Source organism: Bacillus sp. FSL K6-1366, assembly GCF_037976695.1.
GTDB classification, from domain to species: domain Bacteria; phylum Bacillota; class Bacilli; order Bacillales; family Bacillaceae; genus Bacillus; species Bacillus subtilis.
In genome coordinates, this window is record NZ_CP150268.1 from 292,852 (window position 1) to 317,870 (window position 25,019).

Here is a 25,019-nt window from a genome sequence, read left to right on the forward strand (position 1 = left end):
GGAGAATGTACTTGTTTACAATCAAAGAAGAGATCGCCAATGCGATTACACACGGCATCGGTGTCCTCTTATCCATCCCAGCATTAGTGTTTCTAATCATATTTGCGGCTAATTACGGGTCTGCATGGGACATTGTCAGCTTTACAATATTCGGTGTCTCTATGCTGCTGTTATATTTGAGCTCCACCCTGCTTCACAGCATCACACATAAAAAAACGAAGGACATTTTGGAGATTATTGATCATAGCGCAATTTACGTACTCATCGCCGGAACCTACACGCCTTTTTTGCTTGGGCCGCTGAAAGGCACACTCGGCTTTACCCTGTTGGTTATCGTATGGTCACTTGCCCTAGGCGGAATCGTTTTTAAAATTTTCTTTGTGAAACGGTTTATCCTATTGTCAACCTTCGTGTATTTAGTCATGGGGTGGCTGATGATTATTGCAGTTAAACCTTTATATACTTCACTGAGCGGAGCGGGATTCAGCCTCCTTTTTCTCGGCGGCATTTTATACTCTGTCGGAACCATCTTTTACATTTGGAAAAAGATCCCCTTCCATCACGCCATTTGGCACAGCTTTGTATTGGGCGGGAGCGCTGCCATGTTTTTCTGCGTGCTCTTCTATTGTGTAAAGGTGCCTTTCCTTTCGTAACAGTAACAGAAAAGCGCAGTCTTCACGACTGCGCTTTTTTATGCACGTAATTGTTTTTCATTGGCAGGTATATAAGCTTTTGAAAAGGACAATTCAATGTCTGCCGGTTTTAAGCGTTTAAAAAACGAGCCATTTTGCATGTTATCTGTTCCTTTCGTTTCCACCATCACCAACGGAAGATGATAGCGGGCCGCAAGTTCTACAGGATCAATAGAACCATCTAGTGAAAGAATCAGGCTTTGTCCCTTTTCCAGCTGTTTTGTCACATCTTCATATACCTTTTCTGAATCCCCGTCTGAAATCACATCCATCCGATCCAGCCATTGCCCGATAAAAGGCAAGCGGAACACTTTTGGGTTAGCGATAAAGCCGGCCGGTTCCTCAATATATCCAGCAATTAAGGCCAGTTCAGCCAAACGCAAACGGGGATGCACATACAAAACAGGACCGTGTGGTATTGGCTCTGGCTGATGGATCGTCACAACTGAACCGGAGATGCCGATACAGCCTTCTAAAAACGCCTTTGGCTGTTCGTACACAAGAGCCATCTGTTTTTTGTATGACAGACGGGGATCGAGCATTGTTTGATTAAATAATTGTTTCATATTTTTTAACAGCATATACACAATATAAACCACTAGAAGGCTGTAGCGAACCAATTAAAATCCTCCCGCTTTAGAAGAATTCTTTTTTTCATACATTAGAAATTCGTAATCATACGGGTTTTTTTCGTCTTTGGTCCCCTGCTCAGAAGAAACCAGCTTCCAATTGGATTCATCAAATTCAGGAAAGTGACGGTCACCCTCAAACTCGTGATGAATTTTCGTCATATACAGTCTGTCCGCATAAGGGAACAGGTCCGTATAGAGCTGAGCCCCTCCGATCACAAAGCATTCTTCAGGGCCTGAACAAATGTCCAGTACATCCTTTAATGAACTGACAACCGTGCATCCCGGAAATTCTGAATCCGGCGCTGAGGTAACGACAATATTTTTCCGATTTGGAAGCGGACGTCCGATCGATTCAAATGTTTTCCGGCCCATAATAATTGAATGGCCCGATGTTATTTTCTTAAAGTATGCAAGATCATTGGGCAAATGCCACGGCAAATCATTGTCTTTGCCGATAAGCCTGTTGGCATCCATCGCAAAAATGAATGAAATCATACGCTGACCGCCCCTTTTATATGAGGATGCGGATCATAATCCTCGATGATAAAGTCCTCAAATGCAAAGTTAAAAATAGAATCAACCTTTCTGGCGAAACGAAGCTGCGGAAGCGGTCTAACATCTCTTTCCAGCTGCAAATTGACTTGTTCAATATGATTTTGATAAATATGAACATCACCAAACGTATGGATGAACTCGCCCGGTTCAAGCCCAGTCACATGAGCAATCATCATGGTTAGGAGGGCATAAGATGCAATATTAAACGGCACACCTAAGAAAACATCGGCAGAGCGCTGATACAACTGACAGGACAGCTTGCCGTCAGACACATAGAATTGGAACAGGCAATGGCACGGCGGCAACGCCATTTTATCAATTTCACCAACATTCCAGGCGCTGACGATTAAGCGTCTGGAGTTCGGATTTGTCTTAATATCTTCAATAAGACGGGAAATTTGATCAATGGTTTCTCCATCAGCTCCCCGCCAAGAACGCCATTGGGAGCCATATACAGGTCCAAGTTCACCGTTTTCATCAGCCCACTCATTCCAGATTCGCACTCCGTTTTCCTGCAGATAGCGTACATTCGTATCTCCTTTTAAGAACCACAGCAGTTCATGCGCAATTGATTTAAAGTGGAGTTTTTTAGTGGTGAGCATCGGAAAGCCTTCCCGTAAATTAAATCTCATTTGATATCCGAAAGTGCTGATTGTTCCGGTCCCTGTCCGGTCTCCCTTTTTCTCACCATGCTCTAAAACATGTCTGCATAAATCCTTATACTGTTTCATTTTTTTCATCCTTTAAAAGTAGTCTTCTAGTAGTGTAACACAATAAAAAATCATTTCTGAACCCAGAAATGATTTTTTTATAGTCAGCTGACAACAGGCTTTTCATCCTGTTCTTTTTCTTCATCTTGCAGATCCTGATGTGTATGTGCAATTCTGCTCGCCGCTGCTGCAGCAAGAGCTGCCACAATATCATCCAAAAAGGTGTGAATACCGTCTGGACTTTCATCAAGTTCCTTAATAATTCCAATCTTCTCTTTATCCAAATAACCGAAATTGGTCAAACCGATCGACCCGTACACATTAACGATTGAAAGCGGGATAATTTCATCTATGCCGTAAAGCGGTTCATCCGTTTCAACAAGGTGCTGCAGCGGCTCGGGGAGAAGCTTCTGTTCTGCAAGCTGATCGAGTGCAAGGCCTGTCAAAACAGCATGAATAATTTCACGTTTGTTCAGGACTTTTTCTACATTCTCCATGCAAACACTGAGCGGCAGATTTGGATTGTATTTTTCCTGAAGTTTTTGAACAATCCGTGCAATATCTTCTATCATAACGCCCCGTTTGTTCAGCATATCCTTTGTTATATCGACCATTTCATTCATTGTGTACTTTTTCATGTCTAATGGCATCTCCTTTAGGCACTCATCCAGTTGGGAGGCGTGTTGCGGTCCCAGTAAATGCTCCCAAGCTCATGATGTGATTGAAATCCATCTTCTGCTGTATGATAATGAAAATTAAACCAGTAGCCGTCATGAGGCGGGTGGTCTCTTCGCACATGGAATCTGAGAAGATCTTCTCCAGTTGTCCGATTATAAACGTTGAAAATTTTTTCCGTTTTGCCCGCTGAAGGCATGCTTGAGATCACAACATCTTGGTACGCCTCATCATCTTGCAATGTCGCTAAATAATCACTAATCACATTTTCGATTTTTGGCAGGATCTCTTTCCGATAGTCATCCTCAATGACAGGAGCGATTCTGCTGCCGAATTTTAAAAAGGACTGATCCTCAGCGCTGTCAAGGAGCTGTTCCTTGTACGATTGAAAAAGCAGTTCAGGATCTCGCCTGTCATCCGACTCATCATCGTACAGGTCATGCTCATCATAAAAAGCGGTGTAATCATTCTGCTCAAGACTGCTCGGCTGTCCGGAAGGCTTGTCCGCCATAAGGGCAGCCGGAGGAGATACGAGCCCGAACGTTACAATGGTAAATAAAACCACAAGGGTCTTTCTCATCCACAATTTCATGACTGCTTATCCCTCTCTATTTCATTGTCATGTTTCTCTTATTTTAGCACATCCAAAACATGCAAGTCATGTACTATATGAAACTGATATGCAAATTAGGAGATTCGTTGCTATGCACTTTGTGTAAAAACGCTTACAATATTTCATGAAAGGAGGCTTTCCGCATGATTGACGCTCTGTTTGCCACAGTTTCACTCTTAACATTATTATACTTTGTCGTCATGGAGGTCACCGATTAACAGAAAGCCCGTGATATGAATCACGGGCTTGTTTGAATGACGCCATAATGGAACAGTGCTGTTTTTCTTTTCATGACGCTAAAACCAAACTGTTCAAACCGCGGGCTTTTCCAGTGGTCTTTTAGCACAACGCTTTTTCTGGCGACTCGTACCGCTTCATTGATACATCCTTCGTGCAAAACTGAATCCTCTGCCAAATCACGTAAAGGCGCGATGCCGTCAGAGGTTTCTACAGGTTCATGAAACATTGGATCGAAATAAACCACATCAACAGAGTTGTCAGGAAGCTGCTTGATGTGTTCAAAGCAATCACCATTCTTCACCTGGATTCTTCTCATCGCAGCTTGAAGCTCTTCTATACCCGTTTCCCATGAATGCAGCCCCGTCCTCACTAAAACAGACACAAGATGGTTTTTTTCAATCCCAACAACAGAACCCGTTTCGCCTACTGCCATACTTGCGATAATGGCATCTGACCCCAGCCCGAGTGTGCAATCTAAAAACGTATCCCCTTCAGATAATCCGGCAGCCCGAAGCATAGGCTCTTGCTCTCCCTGTAAGAAGCGTTTGGCTCTAAACATCGCTGTATTCGGATGAAAAAAGAATTTGGCACCTTGTTTCGTATACAGCTCAAACCGCTCTTTGCCGACCACAAGCAAATCACGTTCAGCTGACCTCAGCAGGTGTTCAACCGTTTGTTTATTCCGGTCGCAGTATGGCATATTTAGCTCTTTAGAAAGCTGCTTTGCGGTTTTTATGGTGTGTTCAGACGGTCTATAGCTTGTTGTTATCATCTTCTATACTCCCAAAAAGAAAATGCCCGGAAAACGGGCATTTAGCAGTGCGCATCGAAGGCAGCAGTCAGATTTTTCATGATTTCTTCCATATCGTGTCCTTCAATTTCATGACGCGGAATAAAATGTACGACTTCTTTGCCTTTCAAAAGAGCCATTGATGGTGAAGAAGGCTCCTGGCCAGTAAAATACTCACGCATTTTCGCAGTAGCTTCTTTATCTTGGCCCGCAAAAACAGTCACCGTATTGTCAGGTGTTTTTTCATTCTGGAGGACTGCCTGTGTAGCCGCAGGACGCGCAAGGCCTGCCGCGCAGCCGCATACAGAGTTAACGACTACAAGAGTTGTACCCTCTGCCTTTTCCATAAAGTTTTCTACTTCTTCTGCTGTTGTTAACTCTTCAAAACCTGCTCCAGTCAGCTCGCGGCGCATCGGTACGACAAGCTGGCGCATGTATTCTTCATAAGCCATTGACATAAAAAAAGCCCCCTCTAGTATCCTTCATCTGAAGTAAAGGATACTATAGAGAGGGCCGGATTTCAAATGTTCACGCCTTAAAATAAAAGAAAGTGTCCCCAGCTATCTAGATTTTCATAATACCGCCGGTGTTGGCACTTGTCACAAGTTTAGAATAACGTGCCAGGTAGCCGGTTTTCACTTTCGGTTCAAAACCTTTCCAGTTCGCTTTTCGTTTTTCCCACTCTTCTTCTGGCACTTGTACATCCAAGATGCGTTTTTCAATATCAACGATAATATGATCTCCGTTTTCAACAAAGGCAAGCGGCCCGCCCTCAGCGGCCTCAGGTGATACGTGGCCGATTGAGAGGCCACGGGAGGCTCCGGAAAAACGTCCGTCCGTAATCAATGCCACTTTTGGTCCGAGTCCCATTCCAACGATTTGGGATGTTGGCGCCAGCATTTCCGGCATGCCAGGTCCGCCTTTTGGCCCTTCGTATCTGATAATGACAACGTCGCCTTCTTTTACTTTTCGGTTGATAATGCCGTCAAGCGCCTCGTCCTGAGAATCGAATACGACAGCCGGCCCTTCGTGTCTTGTAATCCCATTCTGTACGCCGCCTGTTTTAATGATAGCGCCGTCCGGAGCTAGATTACCGAATAAAACAGCAAGGCCTCCCTTTTCAGTGAATGGTTGATCCAGCGGGTGAATGACGTCATAATCCTTTACTTCATGTCCGGCAATGGTTTCTCCAAGAGTTTTTCCTGTAACAGTCAGCGCGTCTAAATGAAGCGCTCCTTCTTTCTTGGAAAGCTCATTCAGAGCCGCTGACACGCCGCCCGCTTCATGAAGATCTTCAATAAACACATCCGATGCAGGCGCCAGCTTGGCCAAGTGCGGCACGCGCTCAGCGACTTCGTTAATGCGTTCTAAAGAGTATTCAACGCCGGCTTCGTTTGCAAGGGCAAGGGTATGAAGAACGGTATTTGTAGAACCTCCGAGCGCCATATCGAGTGCAAACGCGTTATCAATCGCTTTTACTGTAACGATATCACGCGGTTTGATATCTTTGCGAATCGTTTCCATTAATTGCGCAGCCGATTTTCTTACAAACTCTTTGCGTTCCGGAGATGTCGCCAGAATGGTTCCATTACCCGGCAAAGCAAGACCAAGTGCTTCTGACAGACAGTTCATTGAGTTCGCCGTAAACATGCCTGAGCAAGATCCGCACGTTGGGCATCCGAACTGCTCTAGTTCTTGAAGCTCGTTTTCGTTGATTTTCCCTGCTTGGTAGGCGCCTACCCCTTCGAATACTGAGGAAAGGGAGATTTTTCGCCCGTCACTTGTTCTTCCTGCCGCCATCGGTCCGCCGCTGACAAAAATCGTCGGAATGTTGATGCGCATTGCCGCCATAAGCATTCCCGGTGTGATTTTGTCGCAGTTCGGAATACAGACCATTCCGTCAAACCAGTGTGCGGATACAACCGTTTCCACAGAGTCTGCGATAATTTCACGGCTTGGCAGCGAATATCTCATACCGATATGCCCCATTGCGATGCCATCATCTACCCCAATGGTATTAAATTCAAACGGCACGCCCCCTGCTTCTCTGATTGCTTCTTTTACGATTTTCCCAAACTCCTGCAAGTGAACATGACCGGGAACGATATCAATGTATGAATTACACACCGCAATAAACGGCTTGCCGAAATCCTCTTCTTTTACTCCTGCTGCACGAAGCAAACTGCGGTGCGGAGCTCTATCGATTCCTTGTGTGATCATATTACTGCGTAATTCTGCCATGGTGATCCTCCTAAATTCTTTCAATTGTTTGATTGGATTTTATTTTGAAAATTTTCAGTTTATTTATGAGCTGTTTTTGCAAATAAGATAAATTCAGGCCGCCCTCACCTTGTTTTGTTCTTTCGTGTTTTTATATTTATATAGCTTTTCTTTCGATTTGAACCCTCCAACTATTAATATTGTTACTTACTATAAATAGTTTTCGGATATTTTTCAACAATATTCGAAATAATTTTTATAAAAAGTGAATTCACATAAAAAAGGTGCATGATCTGCACCTTTTTTATTTCTATTCGCCTTTTTTTCTGCTTTCCGTCATTTGTTTCCAAACAGAACCTTTTGCTTCTTCTCCATGCTCAATACGTTCAAGCGCCATTTTGACTTGAAGGCTGACCTCAAATTCGGGGTCATCTTCGGCAGCGCGCAAAGCTTCAATTGCACTATCATCCCCGACTTCGTACAGGAACATGGCCGCACGCCAGCGAACAAGCTTGCTGGAGTCGCTTAACGACTTGATCATAGCGGGAATGGCTTGAGGATCGCCGATATCAGACAGGCAGTCTCCGGCCGTTCTTCTGACTGATACAGCTTTGTCCTCAAGTGCTTTATACAATAGAGGCAGAACATCAGGTGTTTCAATCATTCCTAAGTACACAACAGCCTGTCTTCTGATGGACACCTTTGGATCATCCAATGCCTTCTGTAAAACCGGGATATCCTCTTCTTTCGGATCCATCTGTTCCAAGTGTGCATAACGCTTTTTCCAGTCCTCATCATCCAGCATGTCAAGCGTTACTTTATACGCTTTGCGCTGTACAGCTTGTTTTGCTTCGCCCTTTCCTTGAGCGGCTGCTTCAGTCAGTCGTTTCAGCCGTTCATCACTGTATGCCGCCTGAAGCTCTTCTGTCACGTCATGGCCGATTTCATCAAAGTCACCGAACCTGACACCCTGTTCTTTCCAAGCCCGCTCAAACACAACATTTGAAGCTTCAGATCTAAGTTTTAAGATCGCCTGCTGAAAGCGTTCAGGTAAGCCGAAGCGTTCTTCCCGCTCCCCATCGGTTAATTTAACTTGCATAGGAATGCCGCTGAACATCTGCACAAAAACTTTTACCTCTCCAAAAGATTCTTGATCAGAACGATTTTCTTCTGCGCTTTCAGCACTTTCCATCCCAAATGCAGTGCGGACTTGCGGTAAAATGTCTTTCCAGTCGTATCTTGCATTCCGTTCAACAGCAAGAAAATCTGCGACGTGATATACCCCTTTAACTCCATCTATTTTAAGGATTTCCGCTATAACAGGCGGTGCGCCTTCTGCTTGCTCAGGTTTATAGTTATTGCTTTTGCCCGCCGGAAGCTCTTCCGTTAAGATGACTTTCATTGTATTCGGGCTTGGTGTAGGTTCAATTGATTTTATCTTCATGATCGTCCTCCTATAGCATATCTGTGACTTATTCTATCATAGTCGCTCCAAGCCTTCTATTACGACGTTTTGGCATCAATCCCGGATATTTCTTTTTCTAATTGGCGGACAAACTGAAGCATAAAATTGTGTCTTTCTTCTGCCAGTTCCCGTGCAGTGTCTGTATTCATCATATCTTTCAGCCGCAGCAGCTTATGAAAAAAATGAGCGTAGGCGCTTTGATCATCTCCATAAAGGCTATGCCCGTTTGCGCCCGCAAACATGAAAGCTCTCGCAATGCCGACAGCACCAATCGCATCAAGTCTGTCAGCATCCTGTACGGCTTTTCCCTCAATTGAGAGCGGCTCCTTCGCCAGCTTTTCCCTGTCTCGAAAGGACATCCTTGTTATAATATGAATCACCCTGTCAGCATTCTCTTTTCCTACTCCGAAAAAAACGAGCTGGTCATATACTTCGTTCACAGAAAGCCTGACCGTGTCAGGCAGCTTCACATCAATTAAATCATGAACCAAAGCCGCGGTTTCAACAATGAACAAATCCGCTTTTTCCTTTTCTCCAATATACGCTGCAAGATCTGCTACTCTTGATACATGATGCCAGTCATGTCCAGAGCTTTCGTCAGTCAGGATAGATTGAACCCATGTCCTGATTTGCTCTGCCTGCTTCAATTCCTTCACAAAAACACCCTCTTTATTGCTCTAATAGCTTCACGATAGCGTCTTCCAGCTCTTTCGGATTTGTATTTGGTGAATAACGGCCAACGATTTCTCCATTTCTATCCACTATAAATTTCGTGAAATTCCACTTGATCGCCTTAGTTCCCAGCATCCCTTTCGCATGTTCTGTCAAATACACAAACAGCGGGTGGGCATTTTTCCCGTTTACATCCACTTTTGAAAACATAGGAAATGTAACACCGTAATTTGTTTCACAAAATTCCTGTATGTCAGCCTCTTCACCAGGCTCTTGGTTCATGAATTGATTGCAGGGGAACCCTAAGATCTCCAGCCCCTCCTGCTGATATGTATCATATAATTCCTGCAGCTGCTTTAATTGGGGAGTAAAACCGCACTTACTTGCTGTATTCACGATCATCAGTACCTTTCCCGCGAAAGGCTGAAGTGTCATGTCTTTCCCTGTTATTGTACGTACCTTTATTTGATAAATAGACATGTAAGTCCCTCCTATGTCCTTGGTGCTGATTATTTTACCTTTTTTAAATCGCAATTCAAAATGTAAACATCATTTAAGAACTCATAAGTAATTTGACGATATGAGCGTCCGTTCATTATCAATTCATATGGCTCATTTTTTATCTTATCATTCTATAAAACATTACAATTCCCTCTGACATCTTTGAAAATCATTTTACTGTGAAACCAAAAGGCGTGTCAGTGCGTTTTATTTAAAGAGTTTTCTGTTGTTTCCCCCTCAACACGTATAGATAGATTGAAAATTGGCGTGAAAATTCCTATAATGAAGAAAATTAAACGGGGAAATAATGGAGGTGGCACGTTGCCTATTAATATACCAACACACCTGCCGGCAAAACAGGTGCTTGAAAGTGAACATATATTTGTAATGGATGAAAGCAGAGCATTTCATCAGGATATCCGGCCGCAAAAAATTATTATATTAAATTTGATGCCGAAAAAAATCCAAACAGAGACTCAGCTTCTCAGATTGCTTGGAAATTCGCCTTTACAGGTTCATTTCACATTTTTAATCCCAAGCACACACACGCCGAAAAATACTGCGAGAGAACACCTTGACGAATTTTACACGACTTTTTCCAATATCCGTCACAAGAGGTTTGACGGCATGATTATCACCGGTGCGCCGATCGAGCATTTGGCGTTTGAAGAGGTTTCATATTGGGAAGAGCTCAAGGAAATCATGGAGTGGAGCAAAACAAATGTCACTTCAACCTTGCATATTTGCTGGGGTGCTCAAGCAGGTTTGTATTACCATTACGGTGTGGAAAAAATTCAAATGCCGAAAAAAATCTTCGGTGTGTTCGAACATACCGTTCTTTCAAAACACGAAAGATTGGTAAGAGGTTTTGACGAGCTATACTACGTGCCGCATTCCCGGCATACAGATATAAATATGGAACAGCTTCAAGCAGTGCCCGAGTTAAACATTCTTACCGCATCAAAGGAAGCCGGGGTTTGCTTAATTGTGTCTAAAGACGAAAAACAAGTCTTTTTGACAGGGCACCCTGAATATGATACAAATACGCTTCTTCAAGAGTATGAAAGAGATTTGGAACGAAACCTTCCTACTGTCGAGGCGCCTAAACATTATTTTGCAAAAGGCAGCAACGAGCCAGTGAATCGCTGGAAAGCGCATGCCACATTATTGTTTATGAATTGGCTGAATTATTACGTTTACCAGGAAACTCCTTATGAATGGGACTAATTTTTCTTTTTTTAGTGATACGCTGAGCAAAAAATATGATAAAATACATCTGATTCAGTCTGCGTATAACAAAAATTTAAAATACTGGAATCCAAATCATTTAAAATTAGCTTAACTTTTTCACTGCATTAATAATTCGATTATGTATTTGTGTTATGTTTATGTATAGACAATAACTCCTTACGATGCATGAAGCTTGCTTGTTGTTGATTACATTGAGGTGAATTTACTTGAATACCAATAAAAGAGTATTAATTTTGACTGCAAATTACGGAAATGGACATGTGCAGGTAGCCAAAACACTTTATGAACAATGTGTACGGCTCGGCTTTCAGCATGTAACAGTTTCTAATTTGTACCAAGAGTCAAATCCGATTGTTTCAGAGGTAACTCAATACCTTTATTTAAAAAGCTTCTCAATCGGGAAACAGTTTTATCGTTTGTTTTATTACGGAGTTGACAAAATCTATAATAAACGTAAATTCAATATTTACTTTAAAATGGGTAATAAAAGATTGGGCGAACTTGTCGATGAACATCAGCCCGATATTATTATTAATACATTTCCGATGATCGTCGTGCCGGAATACAGACGCCGAACTGGAAGAGTCATTCCTACCTTCAACGTTATGACTGATTTTTGTCTTCATAAAATTTGGGTTCACGAAAACGTGGATAAATATTATGTGGCGACAGATTACGTGAAGGAAAAACTGCTGGAGATCGGCACTCATCCAAGCAACGTAAAAATCACAGGAATTCCAATCAGGCCGCAATTTGAAGAATCCATGCCGGTTGGCCCGATATATAAAAAGTACAATCTTTCACCAAACAAAAAAGTGCTTCTGATCATGGCAGGTGCTCACGGTGTATTAAAGAACGTAAAAGAGCTGTGCGAAAACCTTGTCAAGGATGACCAAGTGCAAGTAGTTGTCGTGTGCGGGAAAAATACGGCTTTAAAAGAATCTTTGAGTGCGCTTGAGGCGGAAAATGGTGACAAATTAAAAGTTCTGGGCTATGTGGAGCGCATTGATGAGCTATTTCGGATCACAGATTGCATGATTACCAAGCCCGGCGGCATTACTTTGACAGAAGCCACAGCCATTGGAGTGCCTGTCATTCTGTACAAACCCGTGCCTGGCCAGGAAAAAGAAAATGCAAACTTCTTTGAAGACCGCGGAGCTGCCATCGTTGTGAACCGTCATGAAGAGATTCTCGAGTCAGTCACTTCCCTTCTTGCAGATGAAGATACCTTGCATCGCATGAAGAAAAACATTAAGGACCTTCATTTAGCAAACTCCTCTGAAGTGATTTTAGAGGATATCCTGAAGGAATCAGAAATGATGACTGCCAAACAAAAAGCCAAAGCACTATCTTAATGGCGTACTTGAGAGCATACGAAAATCGTGTGCTCTTTTTATTTATATTCAGCCATTAATAAAAGCGGTTACATTTTTTTATGAAACTTGCCCTTCTTTTGAAAAATAAGCCGTTTCGAAACTTGACGGGTGCTCCCAGATGGTGTATAGTTGAACCATCATTTAACAATGAATCAAAGTTAGATGATGACAAAATTTTTTTTAGCACATGGGTGCTACAGTACTAGGAGGAATTAAGCAATATGCAAAACGGTAAAGTAAAATGGTTCAACAACGAAAAAGGATTCGGCTTCATTGAAGTTGAAGGCGGAGACGATGTATTTGTTCACTTCACAGCTATCGAAGGAGATGGATACAAATCATTAGAAGAAGGACAAGAAGTTTCTTTTGAAATTGTCGAAGGTAATCGTGGACCTCAAGCTTCTAATGTTGTAAAACTCTAAACTCAATACATGATGATGAGATGACAAATAGAGGAGAGGCATTCGCCTCTCCTATTTGATTTTCATCTGGATTTCAATCGCCAAAATGTTTTGTTTACACCTCTGTTCAATCTCTTCAACATACTTTTCCATTGATGGTTTTCCTTTTTTCGCGATATCCGCCAGTTCTTCTAAATCACTGTATATTTCTATAAATGTTTTGTGAAGGATCAACTTCAAGTCTTTATCATCCATAGCTGCGTTCCCCTTCTCTATCAAGATACCTCAAATAGTAAAACAGTCCTATTTATTCTGGTTCAATAGTTATATCGGCTTATTTTTATTTTCTTTTCTATTTTGGTACATAAATTTCAAAAAAACTCTGCAAAATAATGGCGGAGGTGTTTTTGGTGACTTCAGAATTTCATAATGAGGATCAGACTGGCTTTACGGATAAGCGGCAGCTGGAACTAGCGGTGGAAACAGCGCAGAAAACAACAGGAGCTGCGACGAGAGGCCAAAGCAAAACATTAGTTGACTCTGCATACCAAGCCATTGAGGATGCTAGAGAACTGTCACAATCTGAAGAGCTGGCAGCTCTCGATGATCCTGAATTTGTAAAGCAGCAACAGCAGCTGCTAGATGACAGCGAGCATCAGCTCGATGAATTCAAAGAATAAAAACCGCAGCTTCTGCGGTTTTTATTTTTAGTGATTGGTTAAGACATCTCCGTATTGTTTCAGCTTTTCACCAACCGTACATTTATTGATACAAAATGAATGCGCATAAGTTTTGCCAAATTCTTTGCGAAACTGCTTCTTAATAAAACAGTCCTTGCAATATTCATCGTGCAGTTCTGTCAGTTCTTTAAAGATCATTTTCTTATCCAATATCGTCATCTCCGTTACGGTCTAATTTCGTGTGGCTTTCTACGAATTGATGGGATAGAATTTTTTTAGCGAGGCCGTCAGCTTCCTGATTGTCTTTTCGTTGTATTGTTTCGTAGGTTGGAGTAAGCTTCAGCGATTCAAGGAGTGCTTCTATTTTGTCCAGCCATTCATTATGAGATGGATCATAACAAGGCCAGCTGCCGTCAAGCTGATTCAGCACAACAAGCGAGTCCCCTTTGATTGTAATTGAATTTCTGCTTGCCCCCAGCTCTCTTACTTCTCTTATTGCTTCATAAAGCGCTGCGTATTCAGCTTCATTATTGGTTTTCAGCCGGAAGCTTTTATTTTTTCTTAAGCGATGCCGGGTTCCTCCCAATGAATAATAGATGACGATCCCGAGACCGGCCAGTTCGCTCTCTTTATCGAAACTGCCGTCAAAATAAACAGTAATGTCATCAGGCTCTTGAGCAAGCTCCTCTGTCAGCTTTTCCAATTCCTTCAGCGTCCAGCTGCCGCCTTTCTCGTCTTCGAACTCTAGCTCCTTCATGTATGGAAAACGGCCAAGTTCTCTGGCGAACATACGTGCCTGCTGTGCTGTCAGCCAGTCTTCGCTAAAAAATGAGACGGATCCCGTTCCTTTTGCTTCTATTTTCAAATGCGGTCTGAGCTTCATTACAATCACCTTACCATTCATTAGTTGTCGGGCTTATGCTATAATCAAACCAATCTTACCCCGGAAAGGAAGCTTTTTCATCTTGTTTAATAATTCGTTTTGGATCTTTTTTGCGATCATTCATTTTATCATTGTTCTTTTATTTTATAAAGGATTTGGCAAAATGGGGCTGTTTGTTTGGATCGGTTTTGCGACAGTCTGCGCCAACCTCCAAGTCGTCAAAACAGTCGAACTGTTTGGCTTAACAGCGACACTTGGGAATGTGATGTATGGCACAATCTTTTTTGCGACAGATGTGCTGAATGAAAAATACGGGCCAGCTGAAGCCAGAAAAGCGGTATGGCTCGGATTCTCAACGCTCCTGACGCTGACATTTGTCATGCAGGGCGTGCTGCTTTTCGAACCGGCTTCCAGCGACATATCACAAACAGCGCTGGAAACGATCTTCGGATTCCTTCCGCGAGTTGCGTTAGGAAGTCTGCTTGCCTTTATCTTCAGCCAAACGCTGGATGTTTATGTATATTCGGCAATTAGAAGGATATTTCCTTCTGATCGGCTTTTATGGCTCAGAAACGGCGGCAGTACAGCAGTCAGCCAGTTGTTTGATACATTCATATTCACTGCAGTCGCCTTTCTCGGCATTTATCCGGCAGGCGTGTGGCTTCATATTTTTATTTCTACATATTTGATTAAGTTTGCGGTATCTTTGATTTCATTGCCTTATGCTTATGCAGCCAAAAAAATGATACCTAAAGATGAAAGGAGTTCATAATGCCTACAGAAATATACGTAGACGGCGCAAGCGCTGGTAATCCCGGACCTTCCGGTATCGGCATTTTTATCAAACATGAGGGAACAGCAGAATCCTTCTCTATTCCAATCGGAGTGCATACAAATCAAGAAGCGGAATTTCTTGCATTAATTGAAGGGATGAAGCTATGTGCAACGCGCGGGTATCAATCGGTTTCCTTTCGAACCGATTCAGATATTGTGGAACGCGCCACTGAGCTTGAAATGGTTAAAAATAAAACGTTTCAACCGTTCGTAGAAGAAATCATCCGATTAAAAGCGGCATTCCCTCTTTTTTTCATCAAATGGATACCGGGCAAGCAAAACCAAAAAGCCGATCTTCTGGCAAAAGAAGCGATTCGGCTGAATGAAAAGAATTAAATCTTGATCATTGGTTCATCCTAATGGCGAGGTGAACTAACATGAAAAAGAAAGATAAAGGCCGGCTGACCGGCGGTGTTACTCCGCAAGGCGACCTGGAAGGCAATACACATAATGACCCTAAAACAGAGCTTGAGGAGAGAGCAAAAAAAAGCAATACAAAACGCTAGAGAAGATCTAAACGATCTCTCTAGCGTTCAGCTTTTCAAGCATACGCTCAATTCCTTTGATTTGGTGGCGGCGAAGCATGTCAGCCGCCTGCTCCATTTGCAAAGTAAATAAAGCGTCTTTCAGTGTGCAGGCCAGCGGCACTGAGCAATGAATTTCCGCAAGCTTCCTCGACATCTCCAAATCGCTTAAACCTTGCTGAATTTTTCCCTGCTGTCCTTTTGGAAGAAGAGAAAGATTTTCCAATAAACGGTCAATCGTTTCGTATTCACGAATCAGTTTGTAGGCTGTTTTTTCTCCAATCCCTTTGACTCCGGGATAGTTATCACTGGAATCTCCCATAAGCGCTTTAATATCAATCAAAGCCTTCGGCATTACGCCTGTTTCTTCATAAAAAGTCTCTTTTGTATAGACTTTATAATTTCCGATTCCTTTTTGAAGCAAAGCAACGCTTACTTTATCCGTTAACAGCTGAAGTAAATCTCTGTCTCCTGTTACGACCGTAATGTCCGCTTCATTCGCAAATAAATCGGCAAGAGTACCGATACAGTCATCCGCTTCATAGCCGGCAAAGCCAATATTCATAATTCCAAGCTCTGCGGCTGCTTCCTTTGCCAAATCAAACTGCGGAATCAGCTCCACAGGCGGCGCGCTGCGGTTAGCCTTATAATCTTGGAACAAGTCATTTCGGTACGTTTTGCTCCCCATGTCCCAGCAGCAGACGACGTGTGTCGGCTGGAATGTTTCCACAGCTGTAATCAAATGCTTTAAAAAGCCGTTGACGCCGTTCGTCGGCACCCCGCTGTCATTTATCATAAAGTTGCGATGTACGGCCGTGGCAAAAAAGGCCCGGAATAAAAGAGCCATGCCGTCAACCAGCAATAGTTTATTATTATTCATCAAATAACTCCCTTTTCTTTCATTCCTTCTATTTTATCATAAGCAGCCCAAAAATAAAAAACAGTATCTCTTTAATTAGAGATACTGTTTGGATATTTATCAATCGTTGTGTCTTTTGTTGCTGGCGATCAGCTTTTCAGCTTCGCGTCCTGCGTAAGAGTCAAAATGGGTTTGAAATCCGTTTTTCTTTTTGGCATTGTTATTCGCCTGTGCATTTCTGTTTCCGAGCTTTGTTCTGCCCAACATGAATCCCCCCTTACGTCGGATGCATATAGTATATGCTTCCGGCAGGAGGTTCACTCGCGACAGGATCATCCAGCTTACATGCGGCTTACGTATTCTCTGACCATTTCTTTTGATACAAGCCGTCTTGTCGGGACGATGCCTTTTTTAGCGAGCTGATTCATTTGCTCGGTAATTTCATTAATTGCATCTGTAGTATAAGGCTCATCGTTTCTGCATTTAGCAACAGCTTCTTCAATCGCCAATTCACGCATATTTTCAAGACGCATAAATGCTTTGATATGCTCGTGCTGTTTTGATGAATGTGCTGAAATTGCTTTATGTACCTCTGACATTAATCGTTCATCTCGCTTTTTTCTATTTAGTCTATCATGACTTGAAATACAAGCCAACTGAATTTTACATTTTTATTGTATTGTCTGAATTTTTCCAGGAGATGCACGACTGGTACGCTATTTCAATCTCTTTCGCATGTTCCCCTTCCGCATATCCTCTTAAATATGTCTCTTTTTGATCCGTTATTTGCGCGATTGCTTTTTCACCCATATCTTCCTGTAAGCGTCTGAGGTGAGCTGTGTAATGAGAGATCAGGCTTTCTTCTTCATTTTTTATCCATGCCTCTGTGATTTTCGTAAGTTTCATCCGTACAGCTTCGATAAAGGCCGATTTTCCTTTCTGCTCAAAAAACTGTTTCGGTGATTTGACCTCTTTTAGTTCTTGCTCAAAAGCACGTTCTTCTATTTCCGGTTCAACTTCCTTCAACTGTATGCCGTTCGAATGCTGATCACCTGCATAAACGGAAAAATAACCGTCCTCGTTTAATGTTTTTTGAAATTGATCCAGCCATTCTTCATTGATATGCCGTTCGATGAAACCGCTCATGCGAACATCAAGCGTTTTGATTTCCTGAATATATTCAAATTGATATTCATGTAAGGCTGTTGTCATCGCCTTACTGACGTTCTTTTTCCAATCCCCGTTTTGCAGCCCGGGATGAAATGCCGATTTTAATAAATCATTTGCAAAATATGATAATCGCTGTGCAATGTGATATAGCTGCTCTCTTGTATCTTTTTTTACTTTTTCAATGATGGTTTTTGAGTTCCGCCGTTTCTCGATATCGGCCGCTGTCCGCTCAAATGACAGCATAAGGCGCTGTTTCTGCGCTTCCTTCTCTTCTCGGGACTGATGCTGGGATTGGTGAAGCTGAAAAACGGTTTCGCATAGTTTGTCTGCCTCCGAACTGAGCTGCGCTGCTGACGCTTTTTTTACGTCCACTTCGATAAACCGGTCTAAGTGTTTTCTTACTTTTGAGAACTGATTGTAAAATGACTCCGGTTTTCCCACCAGTTCCTCCTTACTTGATACGGTAAAGAGCTGCGGTTCATAAACCCCTTCTTTTACAAGCTCTGCGCTGACATAATCGGTCACTGTTTCGAGTTCTGTTTTATCTTTTGCAAGGTCTGCAGCATTAATAATAAAAAACATTTTATCCATGCTGAGCGATTCTTTCACAAGTCCAAGCTTTCGCAAAAATGAACGGTCTCCTTTTGAAAAAGAGTGCTGATAATAAGTCATATAAAAAAATGCATCGGCATCTTTGATATATTGGAATGCCAGTTCTGTATGCCGTTTATTCATGCTGCTCGCGCCGGGTGTATCAACGATCGTAATCCCTTTTTCAGTGAGCGGGCATGTATAGTAGACCGTTACCTCTTTCACAGCACAGGCCGTTGTTTCCTCTGCTACATACGGCTTTAATTCAGAGAGCGGAATCGTTAATTTCTTCTGTTCCTGTATATACTGCTGATACTTCTCGTATGCAAGCAGGAAATTGCTGATCAATTTCACGTGTTCTTCCTGCAGCCTGTTTTTTTTGACTGCCTTTTCCCACTTCTCTGTGAAGGAACGGCCTGCCGGTTCCTTTGGTATTCCGGTGAGCTGCAAAATTTCAGCCGTTATGTCATCCTCTGTCTTAAACACTACATCCGCTGTTTTGTTTAAGTTGCCATTGATTGGCTTTGTGATCTTGTTAATTGTCGCTGTGGTTGGCGTTGGTGAGGATGGCAGCACTCTTTCGCCGACAAGCGCATTGGCAAATGATGATTTCCCCGAGCTGAAGCCTCCAAAAAGAGCGAGTGTAAATTTCCGTTCCTCTAGCCTTTTCACCCTTTCACGAAACGCTGAAGTTTGCTTTAACAACATGCTGCATTCGCTTAAAAGGTCAGACAAAGTGTAAAAGCGTTTGATTTGGTCTTGAAGCGGCATTTCTTGTTCCATTTTGATTTCTGATTTCGGCATCGGCTGCGCCGTCAGCTGGCTTCGGCCTTGTTTCTGCTCTGGAGCCGCCACTCTTGTTTTCTTCGATTTAAACCATTCTGTGTCTATATGCATTGGGCATGCGGACTCTTCTTCCCAAATGGCCCACAGGCGATCGGTTTTCTCTCGGGCATTATTCTCTAAACGCGCCTGTTCTTGAAGAAAGACAAGTTTTTCTGATTCTTGGACGAGCCGGTCGTTAATTGTTTGCACATCTTTGGAAACACGCTCTTTCACCATAGCGGAGAGCACCTTTATGATGTCTGCGGCTTCTCTTTTCGCCTCTTTCCGGATGAGCTCTGCCAAATCTTTTGTATATTGCAATACATATTCAGAGGAAAAGGCTGCACCATGCTTGACCGCGCGTTCAATGATGCTTATATCAAGCGGTGTGCGATAGGCCTGAATCAGCTTTTCACTTTCAGCGGTATAGACATCAAATGCCTTGGCGAGTTTATGAAGCGTGTCTATTATATGCCAATCCGCTTCGGCCTCTGTTCGTTTTGCCACATCAGAGAAAAAAGCATTCCGCCTTTTATCTCTTTCCTGTGCAGTTTTCGCTTTAGAAAAGAAAAAGCCGGTTTTAAAGGAAGGCTCTTGTGATTCTAAAAATGCAGCCGCCAATTCACGCATTTCAAAAGGCGTCAGGTTGGCGTTTTTTAAAATACGATTGATTTCTTCCTGCATCCTCTTCTCTGCCTCAGTCATTTGTTTTTCGGCCTCATCCAATTGATCACGCAGCGATTGGACCAGTCCAGTATGGATATTAAGCTGTTCAGCGAAACTCGGAGCGCCTGCTTCGTCTTTCTTCAGCATTTCCGTATGTTCCTTTAGCAGATTACGGACTTTTTGTTCGGTTAAAGCCTGCATATTGCTTTTTGATTGCTGTTCTATTCTGCTTAACTCTTCTCTCAGGGCCCCCATCTGATTGAACGGGTGATCCGGTTCTGTTACTGATGTAAAATAGAGCGCTTCCCTTGAAATCCCTTCATTGCAAAGCATCTCCTCTACCTGCGCTTGATAGTCTCCAAATTTCGTCTCCGTCTCATCATAGCGGTCAATTTGATTGACGATAAAATACACATTCGGAATGCTTTCTTTTATTGATCTGAGAAACTTTACATTTTCCTCAGAGTGCACGTGATTATAGTGAACGACGTAAAACAGCGCATCCGCTTGGTGAAGAATAGAAGCAGCCGATAGAAAATGAGCATCATCTGTTGAATCTATCCCTGGAGTATCAATATACGCAACCCCGGAATCGATCTCAGTATACCTGTCAAAAATTTCGACGCTTTCAATCTGTTCCCCGTCTTTACAATATTGCTGCACCTTGTCTTTCTGGTAAGTCCCTTCCAGCTCAGCACACGCTCCGTCTGTTGTATGAAGCCGAACTCGCTTTTCCCCGTTTCTGATCACAACAAGGTTAGCGCTTGTCGGAATCGGGCTTGTCGGCAAAATATTCTCCATTAACAGGCAGTTCAGCAGTGACGATTTTCCCGCTGAATAATGCCCGGTAAACGCGATATAAACCTCTTCATCAGCCGTTTTTTTCATGACCGCAGCCAGTTTAGCAGCCCTTTGTTCATCTTGATTCTCAATAAATTGCTTATAAAGTTCCCCGGTTTTATGCAAAAGCTCTTTTCTGTTTTGATCTGTCATAAGTCTAAACCCCTTTGTGCCGTTTCAATTGTGAACCTTTTTCGAAAGATCTGAATTCATTCCCTTTTCATTTTACACAAGAATAAACCAAATTTCTTTAGGAGAATAGAAAAAAGCCGCCATTACGGCAGCTTCTATAAAAGAAAATCTGCAACTTTTACAAGTTCCAGATTCATCAAACAGATTTATTAGAGATTCCTTTTAATACAAAACCAATTAATACACTATATGTACAAACCGCTCCAAGCAAAAACAGCATAGTCATTTGCTTCACCATCCTGATTGAGAATCTTTTTCAAATTCATTTTAACATGGTTGAGAATGATTTTCAATCGCTATTTTACGCTGTATTCCTGTAATGCTTTGTCTTCTGCGCGAATTCTGACGCTTAACAACACGGCATTGAAAATGGAAAACAGACACATGGTGACGTATGCTTGATAAAGCAGCGGAATCAGCAAAATTTCAAGTATAACAACGGCATAGTTTGGATGTTTCATCCATTTATATGGACCTTTTTTTACAAGCTCTACACCTGGAACAACAAGGATTTTCGTATTCCAATATGCCCCTAAGGAACAAAGCGCCCAATACCGTACGATCTGTACGCTTAAAATCACTGCAGCGATACCGAGCCACCAGCTGGACGGCTGTTTATTCATCAGCAGCACCTCGGCAATTAAGGACAGGAAAAAAAGGATATGCATCGTAATGATATACGGATAGTGGCTCTCGCCAAATTCAATTGCTCCTTGCTTCTTTACCTTTTGTTCGTTTTGCCTGGCCACTGCCATTTCTGCTGCTCTTTGAACAATGAGAATGGCGATCAACAACCAAAACATGAGTCAGGCCTCCTTTTCCCAGCTGAATAATAGCAACTCTGATGAGAAACCCGGCCCTAATGCGCCAATCATTCCTCGTTCAGCTTCCTTTTTATGTCCGTTCTGCAGATGGTCTTTGATCACATACAAGATTGTAGCTGAAGACATATTTCCGTGCTTTTGCAAAATGCTTTGCGCAGATGAAAGCTTTTCTGACGACAGCCCGAGACTTTTGATGTATGCATCGATCACTTTTTTTCCGCCTGGATGCGCCAAAAAAACACTGATATCATGGAATGACAGCTTATGTTTGTCCAAAAAAATCTGTACATTTGTTTTGAGCCATTTTTCCACCAAGGTCGGAATGTCTCGTGAGAAAATGACTTTGAATCCTTGATCGGTAAAGTCCCAGCCCATGACATCTTCTGATTGTTTCATCAAAACAGATTGGGCGTCCATTATCTTCGGCGCAAGCTTCAGCTTTGACATCCTGCGGTCCGCCTTCTCTCCGCATAATAAAGCTGCGGCAATGCCGTCACCAAAAAGCGAGGTGCCAATCAGATTGCTTTTCGTTTTATCTTCCGGCTGGAATGTCAGGCTGCACAGCTCGGCAGCAATGACAAGCACAAAAGCCTCAGGATACGCTTTGCAGTATTCGGCTGCACGCGCAAGTCCGCTGGCTCCTCCTGCACAGCCAAGCCCCCAAATCGGAATCCGCTTCGTATATGGAGAAAACGGAAGTTCATTCATAAGCCGCGCCTCGATACTCGGTGTGGAAAGACCTGTACTGGAGACGAAAAAAACAGCTTCCACTTTCTCATAAGGAATGGCTTCTTGAAAAAATTCCGGATGAGAGAGGCACTCACGAACAGCCGCTCTGCTGTGTTTAAGTGTTTCTTCTATGTATATTTGATTTTTTTCTTCAAAGCTGTGCCCCTCTTTATACCATTCAATCGGCTTAACAAACTGTCTCGAATAGATTTGCCCGTTTTTAAAGGAGGATAACAGCCGGTCAATATCCTTAAAAGAATGCTGAAACATATAGCGGGCGAACTCGGCCGCTTTCTCTTGGTTTACATTATACGCAGGAAGACTTGTTCCAATGGATAAAATAAACGCCATGCGATCACCTCTTTGCATACATTGTGCCGCAACAATCTTTTTTATATGCAAAAAAACTCCGCCGCGGCGGAGTTAGACTGCTGTTTTTTGTTCAGCGAGGTCAGCTTCTTGTTCTGTTTTTTTAGCTTTAGAAAAAACGTTATATACAATATTTAAGACGACTGCAGTAAAGCTGCCCGCCACAATGCCATTCGTTGTAAGCAGCGTTAAGGCACTCGGAAGCTGTTTGAAAATATCCGGCACAACGGTCACACCGAGCCCCAATCCCACTGAGCAGGCAACAATCAGCAGATTTTCCTGTTTCGCAAAATCAATGCGGCTGAGCATTTTAATTCCGTAAGCGATCACCATTCCAAACATCGCCACCATTGCACCGCCCAAAACAGCGGATGGAATAATGGTCGTAAAAGCAGCGATCTTTGGAAACAGCCCAAATGCCATTAGTATCACACCTGTGACCACAATGACGGCATTTTTTTTGATCCCTGTGAGCTGAACAAGCCCGACATTTTGAGAGAATGCCGTATAAGGAAAAGCGTTAAAAATACCGCCCAGAAGCACAGCCAGTCCTTCAGCTCGATAGCCTTTAGACAAATCTTTCTCTGTCAAACGGCGGTTTGTCAGGTCACCTAAAGCAAAGTAAACACCAGTTGACTCCACAAGGCTGACAATTGCAACGATGGACATCGTAATGATAGGCGCTGCATGAAAAGACGGCGCGCCGAAGTAAAATGGCTGAATCATTTGAACAACTGCCGCATCCGAAACATTATCAAATTGAACTTTCCCCATAAAATAAGCGATGAAGGTGCCAATCAAAATACCGATCAAAATCGAGACGGACTTGATAAAGCCTTTTGTAAAACGGTACAGAAGCACAATGATACTCAACACGGTAAAAGCAAGAGCAAGGTTGGAGAGATCTCCGAAATCTGCACTTCCTTCTCCGCCGGCCATGTTATTCATGGCAACCGGCATCAATGTAATACCGATAATCGTAACAACAGAGCCTGTCACGACCGGCGGAAAAAACGATACGAGCTTTCCAAAGAAAAATGAAATAAAAATGACAAGAATGCCTGAAGCGATAATGCTGCCGTAAACTGTTGAAACCCCATATTCAGATCCAATCGCAATCATTGGCGATACAGCTGTAAAGGTACATCCAAGCACTACCGGAAGCCCGATCCCAAAAAATCGGTTGCTCCACACTTGCAGAAGGGTAGCCACACCGCACATAAAAATATCAATCGATACTAAGTAAGTCAGCTGCTCGACAGTCAGTCCCATTGCTTTTCCAACAATCAGAGGAACAACAATAGCGCCGGCATACATGGCAAGAACATGCTGAATCCCTAAAGACAGCGTTTTGCCGAATCCATTTCTCATGAATGAACCTCCTGTACGAAGGACACTTTCCCTTCTTCTAAAGACTGAATTCTTGCCAAAGATTCCACTCGGTAGCCCAGTTTCACAAGTTCATCTCTTCCCGGCTGAAATGACTTTTCAATAACAATGCCAATTCCCGCAATAGAAGCTCCCGCTTGCTTCACAATCGACACAAGCCCGTGCGCTGCCTGTCCATTTGCCAAAAAATCATCGATAATCAGCACATGATCCTGATCCGACAGGTGGGTCCCAGACACTGCGATTTGGCTTTCTGTTTGTTTCGTAAAGGAATAAACAGACGCTGTCAGCAAATTGTCGGTGAGTGTTAACGATTTATGCTTTCTCGCGAAGACAACTGGCACACCCAGCTTCAAGCCCGTCATTACAGCGGGAGCGATACCTGATGATTCGATTGTCACAATTTTGGTAATACCGTCTTTTGCAAACCTGGACGCAAATTCGTCACCAACTCTCTGCATAAGCAGCGGATCAATTTGGTGATTCAAAAAAGAATCCACTTTCAATACCTGATCAGATAATACGACGCCTTCTTCCTCTATTTTCCGTTTCAGTGCTTCCATCTTGTCTTACCTCCGTTATGAGAATAAAAAAAGCATTGCCCGCTCAAATAAAGAGCAAGCAATGCTGATATCACAAAAAACCGTACACGTGCGGTTCCATTGCTCACCCATAGTCGGACATTTACGGTGCCCGGTAGAAACTTGCGTGCCATATCCACGCGATTATATGAGTGTTCCTATTATATTGTAATAAATTATATCAAGATTCTAATCTCTTGCATAGGCTGAAAATAAAAATTCCCGAACTTTATTTTTGTTTTTTTAGATATCATTCGTATTTCAAGGGGA

At 42.8% G+C, this 25,019-nt stretch carries 32 protein-coding genes and 1 riboswitch; of the genes, 9 read left to right on the forward strand and 23 right to left on the reverse strand.

All coding sequences use genetic code 11. From position 1 onward, the window contains the following. The first annotated feature begins 11 nt into the window (after positions 1-11). Positions 12-653, forward strand: coding sequence for a hemolysin III family protein (locus tag MHI44_RS01445; protein ID WP_181217139.1), 642 nt, complete (start codon positions 12-14; stop codon positions 651-653). A gap of 38 nt (positions 654-691) precedes the next feature. On the opposite strand, the gene MHI44_RS01450 is transcribed toward MHI44_RS01445, so the two are convergent. From MHI44_RS01450 to MHI44_RS01500, 11 genes are all read right to left on the reverse strand, one after another. Then, positions 692-1,312, reverse strand: coding sequence for a hypothetical protein (locus MHI44_RS01450; RefSeq protein WP_004398497.1), 621 nt, complete (start codon positions 1,310-1,312; stop codon positions 692-694). After that, positions 1,313-1,819 carry a dihydrofolate reductase DfrA gene (gene dfrA, locus MHI44_RS01455; protein WP_088326321.1) on the reverse strand — a complete coding sequence of 169 codons (507 nt, stop codon included), beginning with the start codon at positions 1,817-1,819 and terminating at the stop codon, positions 1,313-1,315. Continuing rightward, a complete protein-coding gene (locus MHI44_RS01460; protein WP_024572096.1) occupies positions 1,816-2,610 on the reverse strand; it encodes a thymidylate synthase in 795 nt (264 codons plus the stop codon). The genes dfrA and MHI44_RS01460 overlap by 4 nt, the downstream gene beginning before the upstream one ends. A gap of 83 nt (positions 2,611-2,693) precedes the next feature. Then, the gene (locus MHI44_RS01465) at positions 2,694-3,227 is read right to left on the reverse strand and encodes a phosphatidylglycerophosphatase A (RefSeq protein ID WP_003230797.1); all 534 of its coding nucleotides are present in this window, start codon (positions 3,225-3,227) and stop codon (positions 2,694-2,696) included. Positions 3,228-3,244: 17 nt separating this feature from the next. After that, positions 3,245-3,856 carry a YpjP family protein gene (locus MHI44_RS01470; protein WP_009967559.1) on the reverse strand — a complete coding sequence of 204 codons (612 nt, stop codon included), beginning with the start codon at positions 3,854-3,856 and terminating at the stop codon, positions 3,245-3,247. A gap of 259 nt (positions 3,857-4,115) precedes the next feature. Then, entirely contained in the window at positions 4,116-4,889 is a 774-nt protein-coding gene (locus MHI44_RS01475) for a class I SAM-dependent methyltransferase (RefSeq protein ID WP_339202739.1), read from the reverse strand. A gap of 41 nt (positions 4,890-4,930) precedes the next feature. Further along, positions 4,931-5,365, reverse strand: a complete 435-nt coding sequence (gene brxA, locus MHI44_RS01480; RefSeq protein WP_339202741.1) for a bacilliredoxin BrxA — start codon at positions 5,363-5,365, stop codon at positions 4,931-4,933. 106 nt (positions 5,366-5,471) lie between these two features. Further along, entirely contained in the window at positions 5,472-7,148 is a 1,677-nt protein-coding gene (ilvD, locus tag MHI44_RS01485; RefSeq protein WP_009967560.1) for a dihydroxy-acid dehydratase, read from the reverse strand. 289 nt (positions 7,149-7,437) lie between these two features. Then, positions 7,438-8,571: a conserved virulence factor C family protein gene (locus tag MHI44_RS01490; protein WP_185183833.1), complete on the reverse strand. Its 1,134-nt coding sequence runs from the start codon at positions 8,569-8,571 to the stop codon at positions 7,438-7,440. A gap of 59 nt (positions 8,572-8,630) precedes the next feature. Further along, positions 8,631-9,248 carry an Mn(2+)-dependent (deoxy)ribonucleoside pyrophosphohydrolase gene (gene hdhQ, locus MHI44_RS01495; RefSeq protein WP_106073504.1) on the reverse strand — a complete coding sequence of 206 codons (618 nt, stop codon included), beginning with the start codon at positions 9,246-9,248 and terminating at the stop codon, positions 8,631-8,633. Positions 9,249-9,261: 13 nt separating this feature from the next. After that, positions 9,262-9,744 (reverse strand): glutathione peroxidase, encoded by a 483-nt coding sequence (locus MHI44_RS01500; RefSeq protein ID WP_088326326.1) that lies wholly within the window; start codon positions 9,742-9,744, stop codon positions 9,262-9,264. A gap of 342 nt (positions 9,745-10,086) precedes the next feature. Here MHI44_RS01500 and metA point away from each other — a divergent pair, with 342 nt between their 5' ends. The 4 genes from metA (at position 10,087) to cspD (ending at position 12,814) form a co-directional block, all read left to right on the forward strand. Continuing rightward, positions 10,087-10,992 (forward strand): homoserine O-succinyltransferase, encoded by a 906-nt coding sequence (gene metA, locus MHI44_RS01505; RefSeq protein ID WP_339202745.1) that lies wholly within the window; start codon positions 10,087-10,089, stop codon positions 10,990-10,992. A gap of 230 nt (positions 10,993-11,222) precedes the next feature. Then, on the forward strand, positions 11,223-12,371 hold the full coding sequence (locus MHI44_RS01510) for a diglucosyl diacylglycerol synthase (RefSeq protein ID WP_015483359.1): 1,149 nt from the start codon (positions 11,223-11,225) through the stop codon (positions 12,369-12,371). 80 nt (positions 12,372-12,451) lie between these two features. Beyond that, positions 12,452-12,598, forward strand: coding sequence for a hypothetical protein (locus MHI44_RS01515; RefSeq protein ID WP_123373170.1), 147 nt, complete (start codon positions 12,452-12,454; stop codon positions 12,596-12,598). A 15-nt stretch (positions 12,599-12,613) separates the two neighbouring features. Beyond that, the gene (cspD, locus tag MHI44_RS01520) at positions 12,614-12,814 is read left to right on the forward strand and encodes a cold-shock protein CspD (protein ID WP_003230776.1); all 201 of its coding nucleotides are present in this window, start codon (positions 12,614-12,616) and stop codon (positions 12,812-12,814) included. Positions 12,815-12,865: 51 nt separating this feature from the next. On the opposite strand, the gene degR is transcribed toward cspD, so the two are convergent. Continuing rightward, positions 12,866-13,048 (reverse strand): transcriptional regulator DegR, encoded by a 183-nt coding sequence (degR, locus tag MHI44_RS01525; RefSeq protein WP_003230774.1) that lies wholly within the window; start codon positions 13,046-13,048, stop codon positions 12,866-12,868. 155 nt (positions 13,049-13,203) lie between these two features. Between degR and MHI44_RS01530 the strand changes: the two genes are divergently transcribed. Next, positions 13,204-13,473 (forward strand): DUF2564 family protein, encoded by a 270-nt coding sequence (locus MHI44_RS01530; protein WP_004398863.1) that lies wholly within the window; start codon positions 13,204-13,206, stop codon positions 13,471-13,473. A 27-nt stretch (positions 13,474-13,500) separates the two neighbouring features. Here MHI44_RS01530 and MHI44_RS01535 read toward each other — a convergent pair whose 3' ends face one another. Together MHI44_RS01535 and MHI44_RS01540 are read right to left on the reverse strand one after the other, a co-directional pair. Beyond that, on the reverse strand, positions 13,501-13,683 hold the full coding sequence (locus tag MHI44_RS01535) for a zinc-finger domain-containing protein (protein WP_004399003.1): 183 nt from the start codon (positions 13,681-13,683) through the stop codon (positions 13,501-13,503). Next, complete coding sequence (locus MHI44_RS01540) at positions 13,676-14,356, reverse strand: ribonuclease H family protein (RefSeq protein ID WP_017696925.1); 681 nt, start codon at positions 14,354-14,356, stop codon at positions 13,676-13,678. Before MHI44_RS01540 ends, MHI44_RS01535 begins: the two co-directional genes overlap by 8 nt. An 82-nt stretch (positions 14,357-14,438) precedes the next feature. Between MHI44_RS01540 and MHI44_RS01545 the strand changes: the two genes are divergently transcribed. The 3 genes from MHI44_RS01545 to sspL are packed head-to-tail and all read left to right on the forward strand — an operon-like array spanning position 14,439 to position 15,696. Further along, on the forward strand, positions 14,439-15,128 hold the full coding sequence (locus tag MHI44_RS01545) for a queuosine precursor transporter (protein ID WP_014477139.1): 690 nt from the start codon (positions 14,439-14,441) through the stop codon (positions 15,126-15,128). Next, the gene (locus MHI44_RS01550; RefSeq protein WP_015251853.1) at positions 15,128-15,526 is read left to right on the forward strand and encodes a reverse transcriptase-like protein; all 399 of its coding nucleotides are present in this window, start codon (positions 15,128-15,130) and stop codon (positions 15,524-15,526) included. The genes MHI44_RS01545 and MHI44_RS01550 overlap by 1 nt, the downstream gene beginning before the upstream one ends. A 41-nt stretch (positions 15,527-15,567) precedes the next feature. After that, positions 15,568-15,696 (forward strand): small, acid-soluble spore protein L, encoded by a 129-nt coding sequence (gene sspL / locus MHI44_RS01555; RefSeq protein WP_003218255.1) that lies wholly within the window; start codon positions 15,568-15,570, stop codon positions 15,694-15,696. A gap of 7 nt (positions 15,697-15,703) precedes the next feature. Here sspL and exnP read toward each other — a convergent pair whose 3' ends face one another. The 9 genes from exnP to xpt form a co-directional block, all read right to left on the reverse strand. Further along, the gene (gene exnP / locus MHI44_RS01560; RefSeq protein WP_003230763.1) at positions 15,704-16,594 is read right to left on the reverse strand and encodes a 5'-3' exonuclease ExnP; all 891 of its coding nucleotides are present in this window, start codon (positions 16,592-16,594) and stop codon (positions 15,704-15,706) included. Between the two features lie 99 nt (positions 16,595-16,693). Continuing rightward, positions 16,694-16,840, reverse strand: a complete 147-nt coding sequence (locus MHI44_RS01565) for a hypothetical protein (protein WP_003230761.1) — start codon at positions 16,838-16,840, stop codon at positions 16,694-16,696. Between the two features lie 74 nt (positions 16,841-16,914). Beyond that, positions 16,915-17,172: a YpbS family protein gene (locus tag MHI44_RS01570; protein ID WP_003230757.1), complete on the reverse strand. Its 258-nt coding sequence runs from the start codon at positions 17,170-17,172 to the stop codon at positions 16,915-16,917. A 64-nt stretch (positions 17,173-17,236) separates the two neighbouring features. Further along, positions 17,237-20,818, reverse strand: coding sequence for a dynamin GTPase (gene dynA, locus MHI44_RS01575; RefSeq protein ID WP_339202748.1), 3,582 nt, complete (start codon positions 20,816-20,818; stop codon positions 17,237-17,239). 175 nt (positions 20,819-20,993) lie between these two features. Continuing rightward, positions 20,994-21,083, reverse strand: coding sequence for a Fur-regulated basic protein FbpC (fbpC, locus tag MHI44_RS01580; RefSeq protein WP_100069434.1), 90 nt, complete (start codon positions 21,081-21,083; stop codon positions 20,994-20,996). Positions 21,084-21,153: 70 nt separating this feature from the next. Beyond that, positions 21,154-21,660: an alkylpyrone methyltransferase gene (bpsB, locus tag MHI44_RS01585; protein ID WP_004398552.1), complete on the reverse strand. Its 507-nt coding sequence runs from the start codon at positions 21,658-21,660 to the stop codon at positions 21,154-21,156. 3 nt (positions 21,661-21,663) lie between these two features. Next, complete coding sequence (gene bpsA / locus MHI44_RS01590) at positions 21,664-22,761, reverse strand: type III polyketide synthase BpsA (protein ID WP_029726798.1); 1,098 nt, start codon at positions 22,759-22,761, stop codon at positions 21,664-21,666. A 72-nt stretch (positions 22,762-22,833) separates the two neighbouring features. Then, entirely contained in the window at positions 22,834-24,150 is a 1,317-nt protein-coding gene (gene pbuX / locus MHI44_RS01595; RefSeq protein ID WP_015714141.1) for a xanthine permease PbuX, read from the reverse strand. Then, positions 24,147-24,731 carry a xanthine phosphoribosyltransferase gene (xpt, locus tag MHI44_RS01600; RefSeq protein ID WP_015714142.1) on the reverse strand — a complete coding sequence of 195 codons (585 nt, stop codon included), beginning with the start codon at positions 24,729-24,731 and terminating at the stop codon, positions 24,147-24,149. The genes pbuX and xpt overlap by 4 nt, the downstream gene beginning before the upstream one ends. 90 nt (positions 24,732-24,821) lie before the next feature. Then, positions 24,822-24,921: riboswitch (purine riboswitch) on the reverse strand. Between the last annotated feature and the right edge of the window lie 98 nt (positions 24,922-25,019).